Genomic DNA, 25,567 nt, shown 5'->3' with positions numbered 1-25,567 from the left:
GACAGGCCCGCCTTTTTGCGGACGGTGAGAGGAAGACGGCGTGATCATGCGCAGCACACCCTCTCAAAGCGGTTAATGCGAGTTGAATTTTTTTCCCGCCCCATGCAATCGACCATCGCATTCGCCAAGGCGCGGCATATATTGTCGGCAACAGGAGGAGCCATGAAACCCATCCTAGCCCTTGTTCTGACAGCTTTTCTGCCCACAGCCGTCCTGGCCGAAGACACAGCGCAGCCGGATGCCCCGGCCTGGATCCTGCCGGAATATGAAGGCGATCTCAGCGCGTTCCTGTGGCACAACAGGCCGGTGGTGGTCTTTGCCGACAGCGCCGAAGACCCGCGGTTCCAGGACCAGTTGCAGCGGCTGGAAAAAGGCGCCGAGGATCTGTTGGAGCGGGATGTAGTGGTTCTGACCGACACCGATCCGGGCAAAAACTCCGAATTGCGCAAGAAGCTGCGCCCCAGGGGATTCATGCTGGTGCTGGTGGGCAAGGATGGTGGTGTGAAACTGCGCAAACCGCATCCCTGGTCGGTGCGCGAGCTGAGCCGCACCATCGACAAGTTTCCGTCCCGCCTGCGCGAAGTAGAAGAACGTCGCGGCAGCTGACGGGTTAGCCGTTGCCGCGCACGTAGATCAGGGCGCCCGCCTGCCGGTCCACCACGATCATCGCATCCCCGTCGGGCACGAAGATCAGCCGCGACTGCGGGTTCATGATCGCCTGATAGTAGATCGACTTGACCAGTTCGGACATGCAATTGGCACCCGCCAGCCCGGAGTTCAGCACGCTGATCCCCTGCGGCAGGTCGCGCGACATGATCTCTTCGGTCAGCATATTGGGTGTCTTGCCGCCCACGTCGAAGGAGACCGGCTTGCCTTCGGAGAGCATCTTCATGCCAGTCGACACCGATCGCGCCTTGGACACCAGCGAACTGATCCGCGGGCTTGCCGTGTGAAACACCGCCGCCGTACAGGTCGAGGAAGATTCGAAGAAATAGGTATCGCCCAGTTGCACCCAAGGCGAGACCATCGCGCGCACCTCTTCCTCCTCGTCCAGCGCGCAGGCCGACAAGAGAAACAGGCCCGCCATCAGAGCCAAAGTCATACGCCGCATTTGGTGCCTCCAGAACCCCTTGATACCGATCACACCGGGGCAGTCTGACATCCACTCCTGAAGAATTGGTGCACGTGACGGTCATTAGACCGGACGCGATGGTCGGGGCAGCCCCGGAGACAGGCATCCGCCCGCCCCCGGCCCGGACAGAGGCGCATGGCCCCATCTGGAAAGCTGCCCCGTGGTGCATCTTATTCGAACTCCATGATCACATCGTCCACCGCCAGGCTGTCGCCCGCGCTGGCGTTGATCTTGGAAACCACACCCTTCTTCTCGGCGCGCAGGATATTCTCCATCTTCATCGCCTCGACGGTGCAGAGCGCCTGACCTTCCTGGACTTCCTGACCGACTTCCACATCGACCTTCACGATCAGACCCGGCATCGGGCAGAGCAGCAGTTTCGAAGTGTCCGGCGGAAGTTTCTCCGGCATCAGACGGGCGAGTTCCGCCTGACGGGGGGTGCGCACATGCACCTTCAGATCGGCGCCACGGCTGCGGATGCGGAAGCCGCCCGAGATCTTGCCCACTTTCAGAACCAGCATGTCGCCATCGGTGGACACCCGCGCCAGCTGATCGCCCGGCGTCCAGTCAGATGCCACCCGGATCGAGGTTCCGTCGGCGAACCGCACGGTGGAACCATCATGATCGGCGTCGATCTCAACGTCGAAGGACTGCCCCTGCAGGGTTACAACCCAATCGGTGCCGACCTTGCGCTCGTGGTTGCCCATACGGCCCGACACGCGGGTGCGGCGGATTTCGGCGACCCGGTGCATGGCAGCAGTCGCAGCCGCGATACGGCGCAGCTCCCCTTCGGGCAGCTCCACGCCTTCGAAGCCTTCAGGGTATTCTTCGGCGATGAAGGCCGTAGTCATGTCACCGCTGACGAATTTCGGATGATCCATCACCGCCGACAGGAACGGCAGGTTGTGACCGATGCCTTCCACTTCGAACCCGTCCAGCGCATCGCGCATGGCGGCGATTGCTGCCTCGCGGGTGGGCGCCCAGGTGCAGAGCTTGGCGATCATCGGGTCGTAATACATCGAGATCTCGCCGCCCTCGTAGACGCCGGTATCGTTGCGCACCGCAACCACGCCCTCGGGCGCATCCCCCTGCCATTTGCCGTTTTCCAAGAGCGGGCCGGAGGCCTGCTCTGCCGGCGGGCGATAGCGGGTCAGACGGCCGATCGAGGGCAGGAAGTTACGATAGGGATCTTCGGCATAGAGACGGTTCTCGATCGCCCAGCCGGTGAGTTTCACATCGTCCTGGGTGATCGACAGCGGCTCACCGCCGGCAACCCGGATCATCTGCTCCACCAGGTCAACGCCGGTGATCAGCTCAGTCACGGGGTGTTCCACCTGCAAGCGGGTGTTCATTTCCAGGAAGTAGAAGTTCTTGTCGCCATCGACGATGAATTCCACGGTACCGGCAGAGGCATAGCCCACGGCCTTGGCCAGCGCGACGGCCTGCTCGCCCATCGCCTTGCGGGTGGCTTCATCAAGGAAGGGCGACGGCGCCTCTTCGACCACTTTCTGGTTGCGGCGCTGGATCGAGCATTCCCGCTCGCCCAGGTAGATGCCGTTGCCATGGGTATCGCACAGGACCTGGATCTCGATGTGGCGGGGTTGCGTCACGAATTTCTCGATGAAGATCCGGTCATCCCCGAAAGAGTTTGCCGCCTCGTTCTTGGAGGACTGGAAGCCTTCGCGGGCCTCTTCATCGTTCCAGGCGATCCGCATGCCCTTGCCGCCACCGCCGGCGGAGGCCTTGATCATCACCGGGTAGCCGATCTCGTTGGAGATCTTCACCGCCTCGTCGGCGTCCTCGATGAGGCCCATATAGCCGGGCACCGTGCTGACCTGGGCATCCTGGGCGATCTTCTTGGAGGTGATCTTGTCCCCCATGCTTTCGATGGCGCCAACGGGGGGGCCGACAAAGGCGACACCCTCGGCGGCCAGCGCCTCGGCAAATTTGGCGTTTTCCGACAGGAAGCCATAGCCCGGATGCACCGCCTGCGCGCCGCTTTGACGGATGGCATCCATAACCTTGTCGATCACGATATAGGACTGGTTGGCGGGCGGCGGGCCGATGTGCACGGCTTCATCCGCCATCTGGACATGCAGCGCCTGCTTGTCCGCATCCGAATAGATGGCAACGGTCTTGATGCCCATCTTGCGCGCGGTCTTGATGACACGGCAGGCGATCTCGCCCCGGTTGGCGATCAGGATCTTATCAAACATTGGCAGTCCCTTGTGCTCTGGTGGACCCTCGGTCTGTCTTGGGTCGGAATGCAATGCACCGCCCGCGGGACAGGCCCGAGCGCGGTATCATCTGTGTGGTGGTGGAACCGACCGCGACAGGTCGGAATATCGTGGCAAGGCGCAGGGCGGTGCGATCAGCACCGGCCGGGGCTTTCCTTGCAGAGGATGAGAGGTGCAGCGGCGCCGACAGCCGCGCCTGTGATCGGCGTGCGCTCCGGCCCGGGCGCGCCGGGCCGCGCAAAAAAGAAGGCAGGCCGCAGATGGGATCGCGGGCCTGCCTTTCCAGGTCAAGGGACTGGAACAGATGCGAAGCAGCGCAGAACGCCTGCGCCACGGGGCAAGGTTTGCAGGTCTTGCCCGCAAGGAAAACCCCGCCAGCAGCCACAGCACCGACCTGCGCGGCATCCCGCTGACCATCGCCCGCGATGTGCAGAAACATGCCGATACCAGCCCCCCTGCGGGCGTTGGCATCGCACGTTTGCGTGATATGGCAGGCCGCAACGCGCATCAGTATCCCTCGTCCTCAAAGGCCTCGGGGAAAGACTGGCGCGCCAGATCCACATTGATGACCAGCAGGGCCTCGTAATCGGCGGGGTCGAAATTCTCCTCGACCGCGACCACTTCGCGCCCGAACAGCCAGCTCAAGCGCCCGGCATCCAGATTGCCGCGTTCAAACGGCTGATCGCCAAAGTGCTCCCACAGCGCCTTCATGAAGGCGGCATCGGCGCGCCGGTCCGGCGCACGGCGGTCACGATAGCGTTCCCGCCGGGTGATCGGCGTGACCCCCTTGGGATTTGGACGACGGATTATGAATTGAAAATCGGTGCCCGGAAGACGCCCGGGAAAGCCACGGTGTTTCAACATTGCGATGCCTCCGATCCGGCACCGCGCGCGGCGGATGGGGCCGGCCACAGGGCCGGACCCCAAAGAGTGTTACTTGTATTTGCCGGTGTAGGTCGGCTCGACCGAAATGGGCTCGGGCTCGACGACGACAAATTCTTCTTGCTTGCTGCCGCAGGCTGCCACAGCCGCCAGCAGACCTGCCAGCGCAAAAAGTTTGATGCTCTTGGACATTTCTGTCTCCTGATTACTGCCTTTGAACCGCCACCCGGACCGTTCCGGGTGTGGCCTGTCCTCAATGAACGGGCAACCATCTGATCGCCCGCGCCAATCATAGCCGGCAGGCAGGGGTTTTCACATCGAAAAGACAGAGCTTCCGCCTTTTGTGACCGCAAAGCCGCAAGCGAGGCAGGCGCTGACGAAAGCACCGCAAGATCTTGTGGAGCCATCAGAATCCCTCCCAGATGCAGGTGTCGCCTTCCGGGCGGTAGACCTCGAAAAACTGGGTTGCCGCAGCGTCCTGAACCCCAAAGGGCAGCAGCCGGTCGGAAAAGGAGATCGCGATCCGCGCCGGATCGATGTCCTGGTCCTTCATGTAGCGCAGCGCAAGACGGTTGCAGAGGTGATCCATATCGGCGGCCGCCTCTTCATGCGAGGCCGTACCGCCGTTGCGGGCGATCTGCGGCGCGACAAACCGCAAGCGCAGCCAAAGTTCGCCCGGATCGCTGTCCAGCAGGATCTCGGACAGGGTCACGGGCTGTCCCGATGGCACGCTGACCGGAACGACAGAGGCGTCAGAGGCGGCAGCCCCACCCGCAAGCGATGAATTCAGCAAAACCAAAGACAGTGAAGCGGCATAACCGCAGCCCCGACCCCATAGACAATGGGCTCCTCCTGCCGGGGCTGCAGGCGCTGCGCACGCGGCGCGCGCTATCCTTATGCCGATGCGGCGGATCATGGAGCCGATTCGCCCTTCGTGTCAAATGTTGTTACAAATTTGTGCAGAAAGATATCTCCGCGCAGCTTTATTTGGCGATGCAACAAAAGCCCACACGCATGCGGTGATGTCGCCCTGCCAAAACTCGCGCCCTGAGGCCGCCTTCCGTACAAATTGAAACAAATCCGGGGGTTCACAATTCACCCCCTTGATCACGCCTGGCTTGACCACGCGTGGCATGGCGCAGCCAGCGACGCCGGTTCGCAGGGTTGGCAAGCACGTCGGAAATCCGCGCTGCCAGAACCGGCGCAACAACGCCCTCCACGCGTCCACCGGCCGTGACCCTTGCGCCATCCGCGCAATGCTCAACCCGAACCACCGGAGAAAACCCGCGCACATTCTGCAAGGCCCGCCAGATATCCTGCCGGATCTGATGCGCCAGCCGCACCGGATCCGCCAGAGGCAGATCGGTGACAGATGCCACGTCAAAGCGGGGCGGAGACTGACGGCACAGCGTCAAAGCCCCCTCCTCGCGCAGGATATGCCAGCGGGATGCCATCAGCGCATCACAACGGAATGTTGTCGTGCTTCTTCCAGGGATTCTCGAGCTTCTTGTTGCGAAGGCTCGCGAAGGCCCGGCTGACCCGCTTGCGGGTGGATTGCGGCATGATCACCTCGTCGATGAAGCCACGCTCTGCCGCCACAAACGGGTTGGCGAAGCGGTCTTCGTAATCGGCGGTATGGGCCGCGATCTTTTCCGCATCGCCCAGATCGGCGCGATGGATGATCTCGGTCGCGCCCTTGGCGCCCATCACCGCGATCTCGGCCGTGGGCCAGGCGTAGTTGAAATCGCCGCGCAGGTGCTTGGAGGCCATCACGTCATAGGCGCCGCCATAGGCCTTGCGGGTGATGACGGTGACCTTTGGAACCGTGGCTTCGCCATAGGCGAACAGCAGCTTGGCGCCGTGCTTGATGACGCCGCCATATTCCTGCGTGGTGCCCGGCAGGAAGCCCGGCACGTCGACCAGGGTCAGAATCGGGATCTCGAAACAGTCGCAGAAGCGCACGAAGCGTGCCGCCTTGCGGGAACTGTCGATATCAAGGCAGCCGGCCAGAACCATCGGCTGGTTGGCGACAACGCCCACGGTCTGCCCTTCCAGGCGGATAAAGCCGGTGATGATGTTCTTGGCGTAATCTTCCTGGATCTCATAGAAATCGCCCTCGTCCGCCACTTTGACGATGAGTTCCTTCATGTCATAGGGCGTGTTGGGGTTTTCCGGGATCAAGGTGTCGAGGCTCTCCTCGATGCGGCCCGGCTCATCGAAGAAGGGGCGAACGGGGGGCTTTTCGCGGTTGTTGAGCGGCAGGAAGTCCACCAGGCGGCGCACTTCGGCCAGGGCCTCCACGTCGTTTTCAAAGGCGCCATCGGCGACCGAGGATTTCTTGGTGTGGGTCGAGGCACCGCCAAGCTCTTCGGCGGTGACAACCTCGTTGGTGACGGTCTTCACCACGTCGGGGCCGGTCACGAACATGTAGGAGCTGTCTTTCACCATGAAGATGAAATCGGTCATGGCGGGCGAATAGACCGCGCCACCGGCGCAGGGCCCCATGATGACCGAGATCTGCGGCACCACGCCCGAAGCCATGATGTTGCGCTGGAACACTTCCGCATAACCGGCGAGCGAGGCAACGCCTTCCTGGATACGGGCCCCGCCGGAATCGTTGATGCCAATCACGGGCGCGCCGTTCTGCACCGCCATATCCATGATCTTGCAGATCTTCTGCGCATGGGTTTCGGACAGGGAGCCGCCGAAGACGGTGAAATCCTGGCTGAACACATAGACCATGCGGCCATTGATGGTGCCCCAGCCGGTGACAACCCCGTCGCCCGCCGGCTTTTGCTTTTCCATGCCGAAGTCGGTGCAGCGATGCGAGACGAACATGTCGAACTCTTCAAAGCTGCCCTCATCCAGCAGAAGATCAATCCGTTCGCGGGCTGTCAGCTTGCCGCGTCCATGCTGCGCATCGATCCGCTTTTGCCCACCGCCCAGCCGCGCGGCCTCGCGGCGCTCTTCCAGCTCGGAAAGGATATCTTTCATGGCACAGGTCCCCTATGATTTTCCGGGGATCATACCCTGCCGCAGATCCGGACCAAAGCCCTTTGTCGCAAATTTGCAAAGTGTTTGCATACACCACCTGAAAATTTGAAAACTTCGCAAACCCCTCACAAATCCCCGGCTTCAAACGGCTGTTTCCCGCCGAAGCCCGTGTGACTTTTGCTTTCTTGCCGGGCCGACGAGGTCTATCATCACAGTCATTGTGACCATAATTCGTTCTTGAAGGGGACCGTACCCAGATGTTGAGCCCATCGGAAATCATCCGCGCCATGCAGTTCGACCGCTTCTATCAGAGCGATCCTGTCAATCTCAGCTCGTCGCCCCGGATGGAAATCACCTACCAATATGCCGGAACGCAGGCGCCCGAGGATTTGCCGACTGGCGTCACCTACAGCGGATGGCGGGATTTCACGGTAGCCGAACAGGCCAATTTCGAGGCGGCGCTCGCCCATATCGAAACCTTTCTGAACGTCGAATTCATCGAAGTCAGCGGACAAAGCGATCCGGACATCAATGTCGGCGCGGTCACGCTGCCCGGCAGCACCACCGGATATGGCGGCTACAGCGTTCGCTACTCCGGGACGACCATCACCCAGTGGGATGGCTATGTGGTCTTTGATGAGACACTGGACCTGTCCGCAGATCAATACATGAACCTTCTCTTGCACGAGATGGGCCATGCGATGGGGCTCCGGCACACATTCGATGACGACAGCGACCTGCCCTCGGAATATGACAGCAACCTCTACTCGGTCATGTCCTACACCGCGAACCCCAACAACGGGCAGGACAGCGACGCGATGATGCTGTTTGATGTCCTGGCCCTGCAGGATATCTGGGGCTCTGCGGCGTTTAACGCCGGTGACACCACCTACACCGGTTCGCGCACCGCAACGGTGGATGCAATCTGGGACAGCGGCGGCCAGGACATGATCAGTGTCGCCGACCGCACGAGCGATGTTGTCATCGACCTGCGACAAGGCAGCTTCTCCAGCATTGACGCCGAAAGTGACGTGGTGATCACCTTTGGCACGGTGATTGAAGACGTCCGCGCAGGCGTGGGCAATGACCGCATCACCGGCAACACGGATAACAATTACCTCTACGGAAACATCGGCAACGACACGGTTTACGGCGGTCGAGGCGGCGATCATCTGGTCGGGGGCAGTGGACGGGATCGGCTCTATGGAGAGGGCGGGCGCGACAGCCTGGTAGGAGATAGTGGCCGGGATCAGTTGCGTGGCGGCGCGGGTGCAGACACCCTCTCTGGCGGCGTCCAGCGTGACCGCCTGTTCGGCGGCGCTGGCAACGATACGCTGGCGGGTGGCGGCGGCAACGATGTGCTGAACGGCCAGGCTGGCAATGATGTTCTCTACGGAGGGCGCAGCACTGACACCTTTGTCTTTGCCAATACCTTCGGAAACGACACGATCCGCGATTTCGACGACGGCCTCGACACGATCAAGATCAGAGGTCACGGCGATCTATCCGCAGTTCTCGCGGCGGCCAGCGACACAGCCGATGGCGCCCTGTTCGACTTCGGCTCTGACACACTGCTGGTGCGTGGCGTCTCCGTATCGGATCTGAGCGACGACATCCTGGTCTGACGGCAAGCCGGGATCTGCAAGACTCGGTTGGATTGCACATAAGCTGTGGAAATGCGCCAATGGACAAGAGGCGCTGGCGGCACTAGATCGTTGTCATGACAATGAGTTCTGGCAACGGCCGTATCCCTTTGACCCCACCGCATATTGGCACGCTGATTCTTTTGGCGGGACTGTCAGCGCTGGCCATGAATGTGTTTCTGCCCTCCCTGCCCGGGATGGCCGCCTATTTCGAGGCCGACTATCGCCTGATGCAGCTGTCTGTCGCCCTCTATCTTGGGGTGAACGCGGTGGTGCAGATCCTGGTCGGCCCCATCTCTGATCAGATGGGCCGCCGCCCGGTGATCCTGACCAGCATCATCCTGTTCCTGCTGGCGACGCTGGGCTGCATCTTTGCCCCCACCGCCGGGGTCTTTCTGGTCTTCCGAATGGCCCAGGCCGCGATTGCCGCCACGATGGTTCTGAGCCGCGCCGCCGTGCGCGACATCTACGACACCGACAAGGCCGCCAGCATGATCGGCTATGTCACCATGGGCATGGCCGTGGTCCCGATGATCAGCCCCGCCATTGGCGGCGTTCTGGAGGAAAGCTTTGGCTGGCAAGCGAATTTCTGGCTGCTGATTGCACTGGGCCTGGCCACCTATGCGATCACCTATTTCGATTTCGGCGAAACTGCCCAGAAAAGCGGCAAGACCCTGATTGCCCAGTTCCGCGAATATCCGGAGCTGTTCCGCTCGCCCCGGTTCTGGGGCTACTCGCTGGCCTCGGGCCTCGCCTCGGGCGCATTCTTCGCCTATCTGGGCGGCGCCCCCTTCGTGGGCACCCAGGTCTATCACCTGGACCCGGCTGTCTTGGGTGTGTGCTTTGCCGCCCCCGCGGTGGGCTATTTCCTCGGTAATTTCGTCTCTGGGCGCTACTCGACAAGGCTCGGCGTCAACCGGATGGTCCTGTGGGGCTGTATCGTCAATGGTGTCGGGGTCGGGATTTCCCTGGCAATCGCAATCGCCGGGCTGGACAGCCTGTACAGCTTCTTTGGGTTCATGACCCTTGTGGGGCTTGGCAATGGCATGGCGATCCCCAATGCCACCGCCGGCGCCATTTCCGTGCGCCCGCATCTGGCAGGCTCCGCCTCTGGCCTGAGCGGCGCGATCATGATTGGCGGCGGCGCGGGCCTCAGTGCCTTTGCCGGCTGGCTCCTGGTGCCCGGAGCCACCGCCGTGCCACTGCTGGCCATCATGTTTGTCACTGCGCTGCTGGGGCTTGCCGCCATCATCCTGGTGATCCAGCGCGAGAAATCCCTGCATCTGTGACACCTTGCCGGGCCTGATTTGCATTTATACAATGCAAGCAATCAGGATTTGCAAAGGTACGCCCGATGGCCACCCAGAAACTCTATGCCGGTGCCAAGCTGCGTGAGATGCGCACCCGGCTTGAGCTGACGCAGAAGGACTTTGCCGCCAAGCTGGGCGTCTCCCTGCCCTATCTCAACCAGATGGAGAACAACAACCGCCCGGTGTCGACAACTGTGGTCCTGGCGCTGGCGCAGGAATTCGGCATGGATGTGACCGAGCTGAGCGCGGGCGACAGCGAACGCCTGGTCAGCGACATGCGCGAAGCAATGGCCGATCCGGTCTTTGCCGATGATCCCCCGCCCCTGGCCGATCTGCGCCTGACCGCATCCAACGCCCCGGCGCTGGCTCGCGCGTTTCTGACACTGCATCGCGCTTACCGGCAAACCCATGAAAGGCTGGCCTCCCTGGACGAGGCCTTGGGACGCGAGGATGCCCGCATTCAGGCCAGCCCCTGGGAAGAGGTGCGCGATTTCTTCCACTACTGCGACAACTACATCGATGCCGTCGACCGGGCCGCGGAACGTTTTGCGGGCGAGGCCGATGTCCGCGCAGCGGCGCTTTCGGCGCTGGAGACGGCCGGGATCACCGTGCAGATGGCCGATATGGACGGCTTGCGCAGCTATGATGTCGAAACGCGAACGCTGCGTCTGTCAAACCGCACCGCACCCTCGACGCAGGTGTTTCAACTGCTGTTGCAAGTGGCGCTGCTCAGCCAGGACAACCTCCTGGAGGCGACCCTCGATTTCGCCCGCTTCCAGACCAACGAGGCCCGCGCCATCGCCAAGATCGGCCTTGCCAACTATTTCGCAGGCGCCGCCCTGATGCCCTATGGCCGCTTTCTGGCAGCGGCGCAGGACGACCGGCATGATCTGGAACGCCTGGCCACCCGATTTGGCGCCTCCATCGAACAGGTGGCGCATCGCCTCTCCACCCTGCAGCGCCCCGGCGCCAAGGGGATCCCCTTCTTCTTTGTCCGCGTCGACCAGGCCGGCACCATCACCAAACGCCATTCGGCAACCCGGCTGCAATTTGCCCGGTTCGGCGGGGCCTGCCCCTTGTGGAACGTGCACCGGGCCTTTGAGACGCCGGGACATTTCCTGCGCCAACTGGCCGAAACACCGGACGGCGTGCGCTACATTTCCCTGGCGCATGATGTCTCCAAACCCGGAGGCTCGTTCGGCTCACCGGTGCGGCGCTATGCGATCGCGCTGGGATGCGAGGTGCGCCATGCGGATGCGCTGGTCTATGCCGACAGCCTGGATGTGAACAACGCATCGGCCTATGAACCCATCGGAATCTCCTGCCGTATTTGCGAACGCAAGCATTGCCACCAGCGTTCGGTACCGCCGCTGGAAAGACGGTTGAGCATCAATGCCGATGCGCGCGGCATCCTGCCCTATGAGGTGAGCTAGGCTCTGACCCAATTCATCCTGCGCCAAAAGAAAACGGGGTCCGCATCGCGAACCCCGGATACCAACCAACACACGCAGTTGGCTCAGGCCTTGGCCAGAATGCCCCAGATCTCATCCTTGAGAGCCGCGCGCTTCTTGCGCATTTCCACTTCGGCCAGTTCCTCGACCGGCTCCACATTGGTTTCCGCCCGGTGAACCGCACGGTTGATCTCGTGGTATTCATCCGCCAGCTTCGCGAAATGGGCATCCGACTGCTTCAACGCGCTCATCACGTCGACCTTGTCAGGGAATTCCTCGGCCAGTTCATGAGGTGTATTCGACATCTGTTCGCTCCTTCTATTCATCTGTCTCCAAGACAGTAGAACAGCGAGACTCCCGCCACTTTGACCGGGATCAAATCATTCCCCCAAATGCAGGTTTTTCAAAGACACCGAAATGCGACGCTGGCCGCTCAGCTGTCCACCCCGACGCGTCGCAGCAATCCCGGCAATCCCGAGATGTCTTCGGATTTGATCCGTCGCACGGCAAGGGTCTTCACCCCGTCCTCCTGCTTCCAATAGGGCTCGAGCACATAGACAAAGAAGGTGATTTCGATATTGTCCCCCGCGATCCCCTCAAGCCCGCGACCATTCAGGCGCACCTTGATGCTGCCGTCCTTTACAGGAACCGACAAAGACCCGTCGGCCCCCGCCTCGGCATCCACTTGTAGCCGGATGGTATCGCCATAGGTCACATCCCGGACGATGATGAACCGTTGATCCGGATCCCCGATCGCCTCGCTGATTCCCCACTCTTCGATCAGGCTGCCCCCATCCGCCATGTCCTTGCTCAGGTGGTCCGTGATCTTGGTATAGACATTGCTATAGGCAACGCGCGTGCCATTCTTGATCTCAAAGGCCGAGATTCTGCGCACCCAGGCATCGGCCTTGGCCCGCGCCAGGCGCCCGTAGGTCGCATATTCGCCGCCGATCTCAAGACCGCCCGCATAGGAGGCAACCACGTCCCTGCCGCGTCCCGGCTCGGGCGGTTCAAACCCCGGGACATTGCCCAGGAACACCAGCTCATCCTGCGCCTTGTTCCACGCAAAGAAGCTGCCCGCGGCGTAGCCCCCGGAGTTGATGAAACCGTAGTTCGTGCGGGAAAAGTCAAGATTGACCGGCACTGTCTCGGTTGAGCCGAAACAGCCCGCCAGCGACATCGCGGCGGCGCATATCAAGGCGCCCAATTGCAGGTTCTTCATAGTCCCCCCAGACAATAGCTTTCCTTGGAATAGCCCCAACGATAGGAGAGTTCCCCGGACGTGTCACCCCCAAGGGGAGAGTGAGAGGAGACAAGCGCTACCTTTGACTGTTGCGCCAATCCGGGTGGAACCAGGGTTCTGCATTGGATGCAGGCAAGCGCCGACCCAGGATGTGATCGGCAGCCTTCTCGCCGGTCATGATCGATGGGCCATTCAGGTTGCCGTTGGTGATGCGCGGGAAGATCGAACTGTCCGCCACCCGCAAGCCTTCGACGCCGATTACCCGGCAGTCGGGGTCCACAACCGCCATCGGATCATCCACCGCCCCCATCTTGCAGGTGCCGCACGGGTGATAGGCGCTTTCGGCGTGTTCGCGAATGAAACCGTCGATTTCGGCATCGCTCTGCAGGGCATCGCCCGGCTGGATCTCATGCTTCACGAAGGGCTTCATCGCCTCCTGGGCAAAGACTTCCCGCGTCAGCCGCACGCATTTGCGGAAATCGATCCAGTCCTGCTCGGTCGACATGTAGTTGAAGAAGATCCGCGGATCCTCCTTGGGATCGGCTGAGTTGAGCGTGACCTCTCCGCGCGACGGCGACCGCATCGGTCCCACATGCGCCTGAAAGCCATGGCCCTCGGCCGCTGCCTGCCCGTCATAGCGCACCGCGATGGGCAGGAAGTGGTATTGGATGTCCGGGTAATCCACGCCCTTGTCAGACCGGATAAAGGCGGCGCTTTCGAATTGGTTCGAGGCGCCAAGGCCGGTCTTAGTGAATAGCCACTGGGCCCCCACCAGTGCCTTGCCAAAAAGATTCCAGTACTTGTAGAGCGTGATCGGCTGTTTGGAGGCGAACTGAAAATAGAACTCCAGATGGTCCTGCAGGTTTTTTCCAACACCTGGACGGTCCGCCACCACCTCGATCCCGTGCTCCGCCAGATGCGCGGCGGGGCCGATGCCCGAGAGCATCAACAGCTTCGGCGAATTGAGCGAAGAGGCCGAAAGGATCACCTCGGCATTTGCACGGATAACTTCGACCTTGCCCCCACGCTCGATCTCGACACCTACGGCGCGCCCCTCTTCGATCACCACCTTGCGTGCAAGCCCCCGGATCAGATCGCAATTGTCGCGCTTCAGCGCCGGTTTCAGATAGGCATTGGCCGCCGACCAGCGCTGCCCCTTGTAGACGGTCATCTCCATCGGGCCAAAGCCCTCTTGCTGCTCGCCGTTGTAGTCTGCGGTCACCGGATATCCGGCCTGACGTCCGGCATTCACAAAGGCATCGTGCAGCGGGTTGTCGCGCGGGCCGCGTGTGACATGAAGCGGGCCATCAGTGCCCCGCCAATCGGGATCACCGCCATGGCCCCGCGGCTCCCATGTCTCCATCCGTTTGAAATAGGGCAGCACATCGGCATAGGACCAGCCCGCCGCACCGCTTGTCGCCCAGTGATCGTAGTCCCCCGCATGGCCGCGCACATAGACCATCCCATTGATGGACGAGGAGCCGCCGATCACCTTACCACGCGGCGTGACCAGTTGTCGGTTGTTGAGCTGAGGCTCGGGCACCGATTTGTAGCCCCAGTCATAAAGGGACATATTCATCGGATAAGACAGCGCACCCGGCATCTGGATGAACGGCCCCGCATCCGAGCCGCCATGCTCGATCACCAAGACGGACTTGCCAGCCTCAGACAGGCGGTAGGCCATAGCGCAGCCAGCGCTCCCTGCGCCGACGATCACGTAATCCGCGTTCATAACCGCTCCTAGAACAAGACGTCATGCATGATGCGCCCCGGCAGGAACGTAAAAGCTCCCGCCCCGAGCAGCGCGCAGACGAACAGAATTTTCATCAACCGCCTATGGGCGGCGATATCCCCACGGCGAGCAGCGGCAACCGCACGCCACAGCCAGAAAAGAGTGAAGAGAGACAACAGGTGGATCGGCGAGAACGCCCCTATCATCCTCAGTTCCCAGATAAAGAAGCTGGAGAGCGCCACCGCCACCATCAGCCCAACCCATAGCCTACCGACCGCGCGATGCAGCAGGGTCCCCTTGGCCAGAACAAATTGCGCCACGCCCAAAACAAACGCCCCCATCGCCCCAAAGGCATGAAGAGGAATAGGCGCGGAGGCTTGAGTAAGCGGCGCAAGATCCATCAGAACGCCGCCTCCACATCGCCCATGCGCACATAGACGGATTTCACCTGGCTGAAGTGCTTGATCGCTTCCTTGGAATTCTCGCGCCCCACGCCCGAGGCCTTGACCCCGCCAAAGGGCGCCTCGACCGGCGCATCATTGTAGGAGTTGATAAAGCAGCTTCCGGCCTCCAGCTGGCCAATCACCCGATGGGCGCGGGTGAAATCCTTGGTAAAGACACCAGCGGACAGGCCAAACTCGGTGCCATTGGCGCGGGCGATCACATCCGCCTCATCCTCGAAATCAAGGACCGACATCACCGGGCCAAAGATCTCTTCGCGGGCGATCACCATATCGTCACTCACATCGGCAAAGACGGTGGGTTCGATGAAATAGCCGGGCATATCGGCGCGCTGGCCGCCACAGATCAGACGCGCGCCCTCTTCCTTGCCCTTTTCAATGTAGCCCAGAACGATATCCATCTGCCGCTCCGACACCATGGGGCCAAAACTCGTTGCCTCATCCTGCGGATCGCCCAGCACCGCGCCTCCGACGCGCTCGGCCAGACGGGCGAGGAACTTTTCCTTGATGTCCTTGTGCACGAAGACGCGGGTGCCATTGGAGCAGACTTGCCCCGAGGAATAGAAATTGCCGTTGATCGCACCGCCCACGGCATTGTCGATATCGGCGTCTTCGAAAATGATCAGGGGCGATTTGCCACCCAGCTCCATGGTGACATGCTTCATGCCCTCGGCCGCCGCCGCATAGACCTTCTTGCCGGTCGGCACGGATCCCGTGAGCGACACCTTGTTGACGCGCGGATCGGTGACCAAAGCGCCGCCCACTTCGCCCATGCCCTGAACGACGTTGTAGACCCCGGCAGGCAGTCCCGCCTCATGCAGGATCTCGGCGACCTGCAAGGCGCAAAGCGGCGTGGTTTCCGAGGGTTTGAACACCATCGCATTACCACAGGCGAGCGCGGGCGCGCCCTTCCAGCAGGCAATCTGGGTCGGGTAGTTCCAGGCGCCGATGCCGACGCACAGGCCCAGCGGTTCACGCATGGTATAGACCCAATCCTCGCCCAATTGGATATGCTCGCCGGTGAGGCTGCCTGCCAGCCCGCCGAAGTATTCCAGCGCATCGGCGGCAGAGGTTGCATCGGCCACCAGGGTTTCCTGCAGGGGCTTGCCGGTGTCATAGGTTTCCAGCACCGACAATTCGCGATTGCGTTCGCGCATGATGTCGGCGGCACGGCGCAGGATACGGCCCCGCTCGGTGCCGCTCATCCTGGCCCAGGCTTTCTGGGCCTCCTTCGCAGTTGCCAGCGCGTGCTCAACGATCTGGGGCGTCGCCGCATGGACCATGGCGATCTGTTCGCCCGTGGCGGCATAGATCACCGGGATCGGCGTGCCGCTGGTGTCCTCGACATATTCACCGTTGATGAAATGGCTTGCTTTGGGTTGCGGGGTCATTCGTCAAACCACCTCTTGTACATTTGTTTCAAAAACTCTGGCGACAGGGGCACGTCCGCTTCGGCGAGGACCGCATCGATGCCACAGCACGGGCACATGGCCGTGAACCCGGCAGGGCGATCGGCAAAGGGGTTTTCCTCGATCCATTCGTCGATCTCGGCAGGGTCGAAGATCGTGCAGCCATGGAAACACCCCGCCCGGTCGCTGTTTTGCAGGCTCTCCCTGTGCCGGGTGCTGAAAGTATGGGCCTGATCAAGATCCATCATTCCCCCCTCGGGAAACGGGCGTTTTCCTCAACCACGTTGAGGTCCATGTGATTGCGCATGTAGCGTTCGGAGGCCTTTTGCAGCGGCTGGTAATCCCAAGGGTAATAGCCCCCCTCACGCAGCGCCTCGTAGACGACCCACCGGCGGGCCTGGCTGGCGCGCACATCGGCATCGAAACGGGCAAGATCCCAGCGGGTTTCGGATTTTGCCCGCAGGGTCTGCAGGGTTCCCGTATGAGACGGATCCTCGGCCAGATTGCGCAGCTCGTGCGGGTCTGTGTCCAGATCGAAGAGCTGATCAGGGTCCAGCGCGCAGCGGTTGTACTTCCACTTGCCATAGCGCAGCGACACCAGCGGCGCATAAGATGCCTCGGCTGCGTATTCGATCGCCACCGGCGCGGTGCGCTCTTCGCCCATGGCAAGCGGCACCAGGCTTTCTCCGTCGGTCCAGGGTTCGATCTCGGCCAGATCCAGCCCGGCCAGCGCCCCCAGGGTGGGCGTCACATCCAGGGTCGAGACCGGCGCATCGATGCGCCCGGCAGGAAGATCCGGCGCCGAGATCATCAAGGGCACGCGGGAAGAGCCTTCGAAGAAGCTCATCTTGAACCACAGTCCCCGTTCCCCCAGCATGTCACCATGATCCGAGACAAACAGGATGATCGCCTCCTGCCGGGTGGTTTCCAGTACCTCGAGGATCTCACCGATCTTATCGTCGAGGTAAGAGATATTGGCGAAATAGGCCCGGCGCGAGCGGCGGATATCCTCTGCGGAAATGTCGTAGCTGCGCCAGTCGTTGGCATCGAAAATCCGCTTGGAATGGGCGTCGTGCGCCTCGTAGTCCATCGCCGGAACCTCGGGCAGCAGATGCTCGCAGTCCTCGTAAAGATCCCAGTATTTCTTGCGCGCCACGTACGGGTCATGCGGATGGGTGAAACTGACGGTCATCGCCCAGGGCCGGTCATCCTTGCCGCGCGCCAGATCATAGAGTTTGGCCTTGGCGTGATAGGCAACCTCGTCGTCATACTCCATCTGGTTGGAGATCTCAGCGACCCCTGCCCCGGTGACCGATCCCATATTGTGATACCACCAGTCGATCCGCTCTCCGGGTTTGCGATAATCCGGCGTCCAGCCGAAATCAGCCGGGTAGATATCGGTGGTCAGGCGTTCCTCGAAGCCATGCAGCTGATCGGGGCCGACAAAATGCATCTTGCCGCTGAGACAAGTGTAGTAGCCCGCCCGGCGCAGATGATGCGCGTAGGTGGGGATATCGCTGCGAAACTCGGCAGCGTTGTCGTAAACGCCGGTGCGCGAGGGGAGCTGCCCGGACATGAAGCTTGCCCGCCCCGGCGCACAAAGCGGCGAGGCGGTATAGGCATTTGCAAACCGGGTCGAGCGCGCCGCCAGGCGTTTCAGATTGGGCGCATGCAGCCAGTCGGCCGGGCCATCCGGAAACAGGGTTCCGTTCAACTGATCCACCATCAGGATCAGAATATTGGGTCCACGCATGGGCAATCTCCTGGCTTCTTTCGCAATCGCCCGCACTGGAGCAGAGCCCCTATCAGGGCAATCGCTTGACCGTTCCTATCACGTCCCGGCTCCAAGCCAAATATTTTTTAAATAGCGATACAACTTTTTAAACTCAGATAACAGCGGTTGAAACCCGTGCCCATGTGCCGCAAGACTGCGGCATGGGCAGAAAACGTATTCGTGACATCCGCAACGAAGAGCTGATCGAGGCCACCATCGTGGCCGTGCACAAACGTGGCTATAGCGTTGTGACCATGGCAGAGATTGCCGCCGAGGCCGGGGCCTCGGCCGCCTCGATCAACTATTACTTCGGTTCAAAGGAAGGGCTGATGGAGGCGACCATGCGCCATCTGTTGCGCAAGCTGCGCCGGGCCATGGTCACGGGCTACAGCCAGGCCAGAACGCCGAAAGAGCGGCTTTATGCGGTGATGGATGCGAATTTCTCGGATGATCTGTTCACCGTGCCGCAATGCAGCCTGTGGATGCAGTTCTGGGCCAGCGCGCCCTATTCACCGCGCCTGTCGCGGCTGCACCGCATCAACCGCGCAAGGGTGCGCAGCCATTTCCTGGCCGAACTGCGCCGCCTTGTCCCCGAAACCCAGGTGGAGACCGCCCGCCAGGCCTTGCAGTGCTACATGGATGGGGTCTGGCTGCAGGCCGCGCAATCCGAAGGCAGCGTCGACCCAGAATCCGCCCGTGCCGCCGCCCATCGGGTTGTGGATATCGCGCTTCCCTAAAGGCCGCCTGCTCAGACCTTGGTTGCAGGCACCGGCGGGGTGATGGCCCGGCGTTTCAGCACTGCTTCGCGCCAGGTGATGAAACTGATCGCTGCCAGAATCAGCGCGCCGCCGGAAACCACCCAGATATCCACCGCCTCATCAAAGACCAAAGCGCCCAGAAGCGTCGCCCAGATCAGCTGCAGAAAGGTGACCGGCTGGGTGACCGCCACCGGGGCGGCCGAAAAGGCAAGCGTCATTGTGTAGTGGCCCGCAGTGGCAAAACAGGCCACCCCGAAGAGGATTGCCAGTTCGGCAAGGGTCGGCGTCACCCAAACCGCCATGGCAAAGGGTGCCAGCCCCGCCGTCACCCACAACGACAACATGGCCACCACAACGGTTGGGTTGGTGCCATCCACGGTGAACTTGGCCAAAAGATATGATCCACCAAAAACGACCGCTGCCACCAACATCGCGATATGCCCGGGAGACACCTCGCGAAAGCCCGGGCGCAGGATGATGATGGCGCCGATCAGGGCCGCCACAATCGCCGCAATCCGCCGCAGGGCGAGTTTCTCACCTAGGAACAGCGCCGCTCCCAGGGTAACATAGACCGGCGCCAGATAGTTCATCGCCGTGACCTCGGCCAGGGGGATCCGGGTCATCGCAAAGAACCACAGCATCACACCCAGCGTGTGCAAGGCGCCGCGCCCGGCAAACAGCCCCCAAAGCCGCGGCGTGAGCCGGGCCCGCCGCAGCGCGCCCACCATCGGGATCAGGAAGACAAGGCCCAGCAGATAGCGCAGAAAGGCGGATTCCGCAGGCGGAATGCGCCCTCCGAGATGTTTCACCAGCGCCGTCACCGCCACGAAACACAGACCGGTCACCAGCATCCAGAAGATGCCCATGACGGGATTCTGGGCGGGTTTCTCTATCTGCTGTGCATCACTCATGGATCAGACAGAACACCCAAAATCAGGCAGGCACAACCCTGAACATGACAAGGATCCACAACGTCACATCGCCTGGCTCACATCAACAGGAGCTTTGCGGCAATCCCCCACATGGTGAGGCCAATCACCACCTCCAGCACCTGCCAGGACCGGGGCCGTGCAAAGACCGGCGCCAGCAAAGCCGCGCCATAACCCAGGGAGAAGAAGAAGGTGAAACTGGCGCAGATGGCCCCCAGGCCAAAGATCATCGGGTCGGGATATTGCGCCGAGATGCTGCCCAGAAGGACAACCGTATCGAGGTAGACATGCGGGTTCAGCCAGGTCAGCGCCAGCACCGTGGCCAGAACCGGCAGCAGTGCCTGAGGCGCCGCGCCCGCGTCTGGCTTCAGCGCAGCGCCACCGCGCCGGGCCGCCAGAAGGCTGCGGGCGCCATACCAGACCAGGAACCCCGCCCCGGCCAGGCGCATGGCCAGTTCAAACCCCGGCACGGCCTCGGACAGGGAGCCAAGACCCAGAACCCCCGCATAGATCAGCGCCGCATCCGATCCCGCACAGGTGAGACAGATCCAGAAGACATGTTCGCGCCGCAACCCCTGGCGCAGCACAAAGGCATTCTGCGCGCCGATCGCAAGGATCAGGCTGAAACCAAGCGCAAAACCGGCAAGAAGGCTAGAAGGCATCGCAGCTGACTTTCCTCGAAATCCCCATCTGATCCGCTTTGACTAAGTCCTCCGCTGTCGATAATCCAATTAAATATGATTAATCGAATTAAGGTATTCTAATGCAGTTCGTGCCGAACCAACTGGCCGCCTTGCGGTCTGTCCTGCGCCACGGCAGCTTTGAGGCTGCGGCCCAATCGCTCGGCGTCACGGCCTCGGCGATTTCGCAACGGGTCAAGGCGCTGGAGGACCGGACCGGCACCGCCCTGGTGCACCGGGGACCGCCCAGCACCGGCACCGCCGCCGGTCTGCGGCTTGCCAAACATGCCGAAGATGTTGCCCTCTTGGAGGATCAGGTCGCGCGGGACTTGGCGCTTTCGGCCCCCGGCAGCGCCGCCCAGCTGCGCTGCGCGATCAATGCCGACAGCCTGGCGACCTGGTTCATCCCGGCCATGGCGGCCTGCCCCGATCTGCTGTTCGACCTGGTGATCGACGATCAGGACCACAGCGCCGACTGGTTGCGGCGCGGCGAGGTTTCGGCTGCCGTCACCTGCGGCAACAAGCCGGTGGGCGGCTGCACGCTGCATGATCTGGGCGCGCTGCGATACGTGGCAACCGCAAGCCCTTCCTTTGTGGCGCGATGGCTCGCAGAGGGGGTCACCACGACCACATTGTCGGCCGCCCCCTGTCTGGTCTTCAACGCCAAGGACGCGCTGCAACGTCGCTGGATGGAGACCTACGTGGCCCCGGGACTGGCGCCCCCGGCGCATTTCCTGCCCTCCAGCCAGGCGTTCATCGAGGCCGCCAAGGCGGGCTTGGGCTGGGGCATGAACCCCTTGTCTTTGGTCCAGGATGCACTGGCGGCAGGGGATCTGGTGGAGCTCGTCCCGGGCACGCCGTTGGATGTGCCGCTTGGCTGGCAGGTGAGCCGCGTCATGGCCGCCGCGCTTGGGCCTGCAACCAGGGCAATCGTCCGCACGGCACGACAGCATCTATTGCAGTGACACCATAGCCAACAAAACGGCGGCCTTGCCTCGCCTTCAAATTTCTTGCGCGACCTCTTTGGCTTGCCTAGCCTGACCTAAAGTAATGTCAGGGCATATTATGAAAAAAGCATCCTTCGGCCTATTGCTGGCCTGTACCGCAACGCCTGCTTTGGCCGGGCTGGAAATCTGCAACGATGCCGACAAGAGCCTGAGCGTTGCCATCGGCTATGCGGATGGCAAGACCTGGGTGTCGAAAGGCTGGTGGAATATCGACCCGGGCGCCTGCAAGACGCCGCTGTCCGGGGACCTGAAGAACCGATATTATTACTACCGCGCCAATGCCTCTGGCAGCCCCTTTGCCAGCGGCGACTATACGTTTTGCACGACGTCCTCGGCCTTCACCATTGCAGGTGATACGGAATGCGGCAACCGGGGCTATGAAACCACCGGCTTTCGCAAGCTGGATACAGGCGAAACCGCCAAGCATTTCACCCTGACCCTGGTCAACACTTCAGACAAGAAGAGCGATCCTGCCCCGGCACCGGTTCCCGCCCCAGCTGCGCCGACCGGTGTTGCGCCTGCAGGCACCTATGGCGAACCCTATTCGAACATGGCGAACCTGCAGGAGTGCTATTCGGAAGGCGTTCGCACCTGCAGTTTTCACGCGGACGGAACGAAATTCTACGTCACCGATGACGGGCGCACCCCCCAGTTTGTCTTTTCGATCATGGGCAACCTTGATCCGGGCACCCCAATCCAGGTCGAGGGCGACCTTGAGGCGCTCTATGACCGCAGTGCCGATGTGGTGCTGCGAGACGTCACCATCCGCCCCTGGACCAATGCGGATTCCATTCTGAACCGCATGCAGGGGCACTGGTATTCGGTCGATGATCCCAATGCGCAATTCACCGTCCTGGGGTCGGAGCGGGACAACACCTATGACGGGGCCATCACCGGTCGGGATTATCTTTCGGTGACAGATTGGTGCGATGGTATGGAGGGGGGCGGCCCTTATCTCTATGCCCGAGAAGAAGAAACCGGCGACTCCTACTGCTATGCCATCGACAGCATCTCCGATTTCGAGATGACCCTGATGTATCTGCCGCGGGGCAATTTCCTGTCCTACCGCAAGCTGGACTGATAGCGCCCCCAAACGAGAAAGACCCGCCGGATTGGCGGGTCTTCTTCATCAAACGTCTATACCTGCCGACATCTGCCGACCTGGCACCAGCCGATCAAAGCTGCGCCATCACCTCGTCGGAGGCTTCGAAATTGGTGGTCACGCGCTGCACGTCATCATCGTCTTCCAGCGCATCCACCAGCTTCATCAGCTTCTGCATGCCTTCCAGGTCCAGCTCGGTGGTGGTGGTCGGCTTCCAGATCAGCTTGGTCGATTCAGATTCGCCCAGCTCCGCTTCCAGCGCGTTCGACACCTCGTTGAGATCGGTATCGGCGCAGTAGATGCTATGCCCGTCTTCCGAGCTTTCGACATCTTCGGCACCTGCCTCGATCGCAGCCATCATCACGGTATCCGCATCGCCAACGGACGCCGGGTAGGTCACCTCGCCCTTGCGGTCGAACATGAAGCCGACCGAGCCGGTCTCGCCCAGGTTGCCGCCGTTCTTGGTGAAGGTGGAGCGCACGTTCGACGCGGTGCGGTTCTTGTTGTCGGTCATCGCCTCGACGATCACCGCAACCCCGTTGGGACCATAGCCTTCATAGCGGATCTCGTCGTAGTTCTCCGCATCACCGCCAATGGCCTTCTTGATCGCACGTTCGATCACGTCCTTGGGAACCGACTGGCTCTTGGCTTCCTTCACCGCCAGGCGCAGGCGGGGGTTCTTGTCAGGATCCGGGTCGCCCATTTTTGCGGCCACGGTGATTTCCTTGGCCAGCTTGGAAAAGAGTTTCGAGCGCGCCGCATCCTGGCGGCCCTTGCGGTGCTGAATATTCGCCCATTTTGAGTGGCCTGCCATGTGCCAGTCTCCATTCTTAGCGGTTTTGCGTGTCGGAGCGTTTGATACAGGCAGGCCGTGCGAGCCGCAAGAGATTGGTGCCACCAGCGCCGCGCTGGTCAAAATGCTCCGCCTGAGCAGAGGGTGCGGCTTGTACTGGCGCAGGATATAGCGTGTGGTAACAGTGACCCTGAGACTGGGCACCCCCCCCCCCCGATAAAACGGGACGCGATTTAGGAAAACGCAGAAATGACATTTGACCAAGGCATTCTTTTTGCGATCTTCGCAGCCGTTTTCGCCCTGCTGCTCTGGGGGCGCTACCGATACGATCTGGTTGCATTCTCGGCGTTGATGGCGGCGGTTCTGCTCGGTGTCGTCCCCACCAAGGATGCCTTTGCCGGATTTGGCCATCCCGCAACCTTGGTGGTGGCGCTTGTGCTGATCGTCTCCGCCGGGCTGGTGCGGTCGGGGGCTGTGTTCCTGATCACCCGAACCCTGGTCGACAGCACCCGCGCGCTTGGCCTGCACATTGCCCTGATGGGCGGGGTTGGCGCCGTGCTTTCGGCCTTCATGAACAACGTGGCCGCCCTGGCGCTGCTGATGCCCGTCGACATCCAGACCGCGCGCAAGGCGGGTCGGGCGCCGGGCCTCAGCCTGATGCCGCTCAGCTTTGCCACCATCCTCGGCGGCATGGTCACGCTGATCGGCACCCCGCCCAATATCATCATCGCCTCGATCCGGCACGAGACCCTGGGCACCCCCTTCGGGATGTTCGATTTTGCCCCCGTCGGCCTGGTCGCCGCCTGTGCGGGCCTTGCCTTTGTGGCGCTGATCGGCTGGCGCCTGATCCCCCAGCGCGAGAATGCCGCAGGCGCCTCCGAAGCGCAGATCGCGGACTATATCGCAGAGCTGACCGTGCCAGAAGACTCCTCCCTGGTGGGCAAGCGGCTTGGGGAGCTGGACAGCGAGGCCGAAAAGGCGGATGTGGCCATCCTCGGCCTGATCCGGGAGGGCAAGCGGCTTTATGGGCGGGCCGCCGGGTTCACCCTGCGCGCCGCCGACACCCTGGTGATCGAGGCAACGCCCGAAGCGCTGGACGAGTTCCGCACCGCCCTGTCGCTTGATTTCGCCGATGCCGCCCGCCAGGAAAAGCTGACCGCCGCCGGGGAAGGCCTGGAGCTGGTCGAGGTGGTGGTGCCGGAAACCGCCCGCGTCAACGGGCGTAGCACCCAATCCATCGGCCTTGCCTGGCGCCAAAGCACGGTTCTTTTGGGCATTTCCCGACAGGGGCGGCGTCTGACCAGCCATATCCGCCAGACCGTGATCGAACCGGGCGATATCCTGTTGCTGCTCTGCCCGCGCGACCGCGGCGCCGATGTGACGGACTGGCTTGGCTGCCTGCCACTGGCGCAACGTGGGCTTGCGGTGACCGCCAACGACAAGACCTGGATGGCCATCGGCCTGTTTGCCGCCGCCGTCATCGCCGCCTCTGTCGGGATCGTCTACCTGCCCGTGGCGCTGGGGCTGGTGGCCGTGGCCTATGTGCTGACCAAGATCCTGCCGGTGGCCGAGATCTACGACCATGTGGAGTGGCCGGTGGTCGTTCTTCTGGGGTCGATGATCCCGCTGGGCGCCGCGCTGGACAGTTCTGGCGGCACCCAGCTGATCGCCAACGGATTGATCGGCCTGACCGAAGGCCTGCCCGCCTGGGCCATTCTGACCGTGCTGATGGTGGTCACCATGACCCTGTCGGATGTCTTGAACAACACCGCGACAGCCATCGTCGCAGCCCCCGTGGGAATCCAGATGGCAACCGCGCTTGGCGTCTCACCCGATCCCTTTCTGATGGCGGTGGCCGTGGCCGCCTCTGCCGCTTTCCTCACCCCCATCGGGCATAAGAACAACACGCTGGTGCTGGGTCCCGGTGGCTATCACTTCGGCGACTACTGGCGGATCGGTCTGCCGCTTGAGATCCTGATCGTGGCGGTTTCGATCCCCGCAATCCTGATTTTCTGGCCGATGTAACCGCC

Annotated in this window: 25 protein-coding genes; 8 read left to right on the top strand and 17 right to left on the bottom strand. The window is 61.9% G+C overall.

The window, feature by feature from the left end; genetic code table 11:
• Positions 1 to 162: 162 nt before the first annotated feature.
• Positions 163 to 606: a DUF4174 domain-containing protein gene (locus PXK07_RS02410; RefSeq protein ID WP_274846593.1), complete on the top strand. Its 444-nt coding sequence runs from the start codon at positions 163 to 165 to the stop codon at positions 604 to 606.
• Positions 607 to 610: 4 nt separating this feature from the next.
• On the opposite strand, the gene PXK07_RS02405 is transcribed toward PXK07_RS02410, so the two are convergent.
• The 7 genes from PXK07_RS02405 to PXK07_RS02375 all read right to left on the bottom strand — a co-directional run bounded on the left by PXK07_RS02405 (position 611) and on the right by PXK07_RS02375 (position 7,245).
• Entirely contained in the window at positions 611 to 1,111 is a 501-nt protein-coding gene (locus PXK07_RS02405; RefSeq protein WP_274846592.1) for a hypothetical protein, read from the bottom strand.
• Between the two features lie 191 nt (positions 1,112 to 1,302).
• The gene (locus PXK07_RS02400) at positions 1,303 to 3,348 is read right to left on the bottom strand and encodes an acetyl-CoA carboxylase biotin carboxylase subunit (protein WP_274846591.1); all 2,046 of its coding nucleotides are present in this window, start codon (positions 3,346 to 3,348) and stop codon (positions 1,303 to 1,305) included.
• 528 nt (positions 3,349 to 3,876) lie between these two features.
• The gene (locus tag PXK07_RS02395) at positions 3,877 to 4,233 is read right to left on the bottom strand and encodes a hypothetical protein (protein ID WP_274846590.1); all 357 of its coding nucleotides are present in this window, start codon (positions 4,231 to 4,233) and stop codon (positions 3,877 to 3,879) included.
• A 69-nt stretch (positions 4,234 to 4,302) separates the two neighbouring features.
• Positions 4,303 to 4,443 carry a hypothetical protein gene (locus tag PXK07_RS02390; RefSeq protein WP_274846589.1) on the bottom strand — a complete coding sequence of 47 codons (141 nt, stop codon included), beginning with the start codon at positions 4,441 to 4,443 and terminating at the stop codon, positions 4,303 to 4,305.
• A gap of 214 nt (positions 4,444 to 4,657) precedes the next feature.
• Positions 4,658 to 5,044, bottom strand: coding sequence for a DUF6497 family protein (locus tag PXK07_RS02385; RefSeq protein ID WP_274846588.1), 387 nt, complete (start codon positions 5,042 to 5,044; stop codon positions 4,658 to 4,660).
• 295 nt (positions 5,045 to 5,339) lie between these two features.
• Entirely contained in the window at positions 5,340 to 5,705 is a 366-nt protein-coding gene (locus PXK07_RS02380; RefSeq protein ID WP_274846587.1) for a hypothetical protein, read from the bottom strand.
• 7 nt (positions 5,706 to 5,712) lie between these two features.
• Positions 5,713 to 7,245, bottom strand: a complete 1,533-nt coding sequence (locus PXK07_RS02375; RefSeq protein ID WP_274846586.1) for an acyl-CoA carboxylase subunit beta — start codon at positions 7,243 to 7,245, stop codon at positions 5,713 to 5,715.
• 257 nt (positions 7,246 to 7,502) lie between these two features.
• Between PXK07_RS02375 and PXK07_RS02370 the strand changes: the two genes are divergently transcribed.
• The 3 genes from PXK07_RS02370 (at position 7,503) to PXK07_RS02360 (ending at position 11,631) form a co-directional block, all read left to right on the top strand.
• Positions 7,503 to 8,870, top strand: coding sequence for a M10 family metallopeptidase (locus PXK07_RS02370; protein ID WP_274846585.1), 1,368 nt, complete (start codon positions 7,503 to 7,505; stop codon positions 8,868 to 8,870).
• A gap of 95 nt (positions 8,871 to 8,965) precedes the next feature.
• Positions 8,966 to 10,177: a multidrug effflux MFS transporter gene (locus PXK07_RS02365; RefSeq protein ID WP_446728344.1), complete on the top strand. Its 1,212-nt coding sequence runs from the start codon at positions 8,966 to 8,968 to the stop codon at positions 10,175 to 10,177.
• Between the two features lie 65 nt (positions 10,178 to 10,242).
• Complete coding sequence (locus tag PXK07_RS02360) at positions 10,243 to 11,631, top strand: helix-turn-helix domain-containing protein (protein WP_274846584.1); 1,389 nt, start codon at positions 10,243 to 10,245, stop codon at positions 11,629 to 11,631.
• Positions 11,632 to 11,714: 83 nt separating this feature from the next.
• On the opposite strand, the gene PXK07_RS02355 is transcribed toward PXK07_RS02360, so the two are convergent.
• From PXK07_RS02355 to betC, 7 genes are all read right to left on the bottom strand, one after another.
• On the bottom strand, positions 11,715 to 11,954 hold the full coding sequence (locus PXK07_RS02355) for a YdcH family protein (protein ID WP_274846583.1): 240 nt from the start codon (positions 11,952 to 11,954) through the stop codon (positions 11,715 to 11,717).
• 128 nt (positions 11,955 to 12,082) lie between these two features.
• Positions 12,083 to 12,871 carry a hypothetical protein gene (locus PXK07_RS02350; protein WP_274846582.1) on the bottom strand — a complete coding sequence of 263 codons (789 nt, stop codon included), beginning with the start codon at positions 12,869 to 12,871 and terminating at the stop codon, positions 12,083 to 12,085.
• A 97-nt stretch (positions 12,872 to 12,968) separates the two neighbouring features.
• On the bottom strand, positions 12,969 to 14,624 hold the full coding sequence (betA, locus tag PXK07_RS02345; RefSeq protein ID WP_274846581.1) for a choline dehydrogenase: 1,656 nt from the start codon (positions 14,622 to 14,624) through the stop codon (positions 12,969 to 12,971).
• Positions 14,625 to 14,632: 8 nt separating this feature from the next.
• Positions 14,633 to 15,025 (bottom strand): DUF2306 domain-containing protein, encoded by a 393-nt coding sequence (locus PXK07_RS02340; protein WP_274846580.1) that lies wholly within the window; start codon positions 15,023 to 15,025, stop codon positions 14,633 to 14,635.
• On the bottom strand, positions 15,025 to 16,476 hold the full coding sequence (gene betB, locus PXK07_RS02335) for a betaine-aldehyde dehydrogenase (protein ID WP_274846579.1): 1,452 nt from the start codon (positions 16,474 to 16,476) through the stop codon (positions 15,025 to 15,027). Before betB ends, PXK07_RS02340 begins: the two co-directional genes overlap by 1 nt.
• Positions 16,473 to 16,739 carry a cytoplasmic protein gene (locus PXK07_RS02330; protein ID WP_274846578.1) on the bottom strand — a complete coding sequence of 89 codons (267 nt, stop codon included), beginning with the start codon at positions 16,737 to 16,739 and terminating at the stop codon, positions 16,473 to 16,475. The genes betB and PXK07_RS02330 overlap by 4 nt, the downstream gene beginning before the upstream one ends.
• Positions 16,739 to 18,247: a choline-sulfatase gene (betC, locus tag PXK07_RS02325; protein ID WP_274846577.1), complete on the bottom strand. Its 1,509-nt coding sequence runs from the start codon at positions 18,245 to 18,247 to the stop codon at positions 16,739 to 16,741. Before betC ends, PXK07_RS02330 begins: the two co-directional genes overlap by 1 nt.
• 182 nt (positions 18,248 to 18,429) lie before the next feature.
• On the opposite strand from betC, the gene betI reads away from it, so the two are divergent.
• Positions 18,430 to 19,005 carry a choline-binding transcriptional repressor BetI gene (gene betI, locus PXK07_RS02320; RefSeq protein WP_274846576.1) on the top strand — a complete coding sequence of 192 codons (576 nt, stop codon included), beginning with the start codon at positions 18,430 to 18,432 and terminating at the stop codon, positions 19,003 to 19,005.
• Positions 19,006 to 19,016: 11 nt separating this feature from the next.
• Here betI and PXK07_RS02315 read toward each other — a convergent pair whose 3' ends face one another.
• Both PXK07_RS02315 and PXK07_RS02310 read right to left on the bottom strand, forming a co-directional pair.
• Positions 19,017 to 19,937: a DMT family transporter gene (locus tag PXK07_RS02315; protein ID WP_274846575.1), complete on the bottom strand. Its 921-nt coding sequence runs from the start codon at positions 19,935 to 19,937 to the stop codon at positions 19,017 to 19,019.
• Positions 19,938 to 20,014: 77 nt separating this feature from the next.
• On the bottom strand, positions 20,015 to 20,617 hold the full coding sequence (locus tag PXK07_RS02310) for a LysE/ArgO family amino acid transporter (RefSeq protein ID WP_274846574.1): 603 nt from the start codon (positions 20,615 to 20,617) through the stop codon (positions 20,015 to 20,017).
• Positions 20,618 to 20,718: 101 nt separating this feature from the next.
• Between PXK07_RS02310 and PXK07_RS02305 the strand changes: the two genes are divergently transcribed.
• Both PXK07_RS02305 and PXK07_RS02300 read left to right on the top strand, forming a co-directional pair.
• Complete coding sequence (locus PXK07_RS02305) at positions 20,719 to 21,600, top strand: LysR family transcriptional regulator ArgP (protein ID WP_274846573.1); 882 nt, start codon at positions 20,719 to 20,721, stop codon at positions 21,598 to 21,600.
• 100 nt (positions 21,601 to 21,700) lie between these two features.
• Positions 21,701 to 22,723 (top strand): DUF1036 domain-containing protein, encoded by a 1,023-nt coding sequence (locus PXK07_RS02300; RefSeq protein WP_274846572.1) that lies wholly within the window; start codon positions 21,701 to 21,703, stop codon positions 22,721 to 22,723.
• A gap of 94 nt (positions 22,724 to 22,817) precedes the next feature.
• On the opposite strand, the gene PXK07_RS02295 is transcribed toward PXK07_RS02300, so the two are convergent.
• Entirely contained in the window at positions 22,818 to 23,558 is a 741-nt protein-coding gene (locus PXK07_RS02295) for a YebC/PmpR family DNA-binding transcriptional regulator (protein ID WP_274846571.1), read from the bottom strand.
• 228 nt (positions 23,559 to 23,786) lie between these two features.
• On the opposite strand from PXK07_RS02295, the gene PXK07_RS02290 reads away from it, so the two are divergent.
• Complete coding sequence (locus PXK07_RS02290; RefSeq protein WP_274846570.1) at positions 23,787 to 25,562, top strand: SLC13 family permease; 1,776 nt, start codon at positions 23,787 to 23,789, stop codon at positions 25,560 to 25,562.
• The last annotated feature ends 5 nt before the right edge of the window (positions 25,563 to 25,567 follow it).

The organism is Phaeobacter sp. QD34_24 (assembly GCF_028890115.1).
Classification (GTDB): domain Bacteria; phylum Pseudomonadota; class Alphaproteobacteria; order Rhodobacterales; family Rhodobacteraceae; genus Phycobacter.
This window is presented reverse-complemented; position numbering and strand designations above follow the sequence as displayed.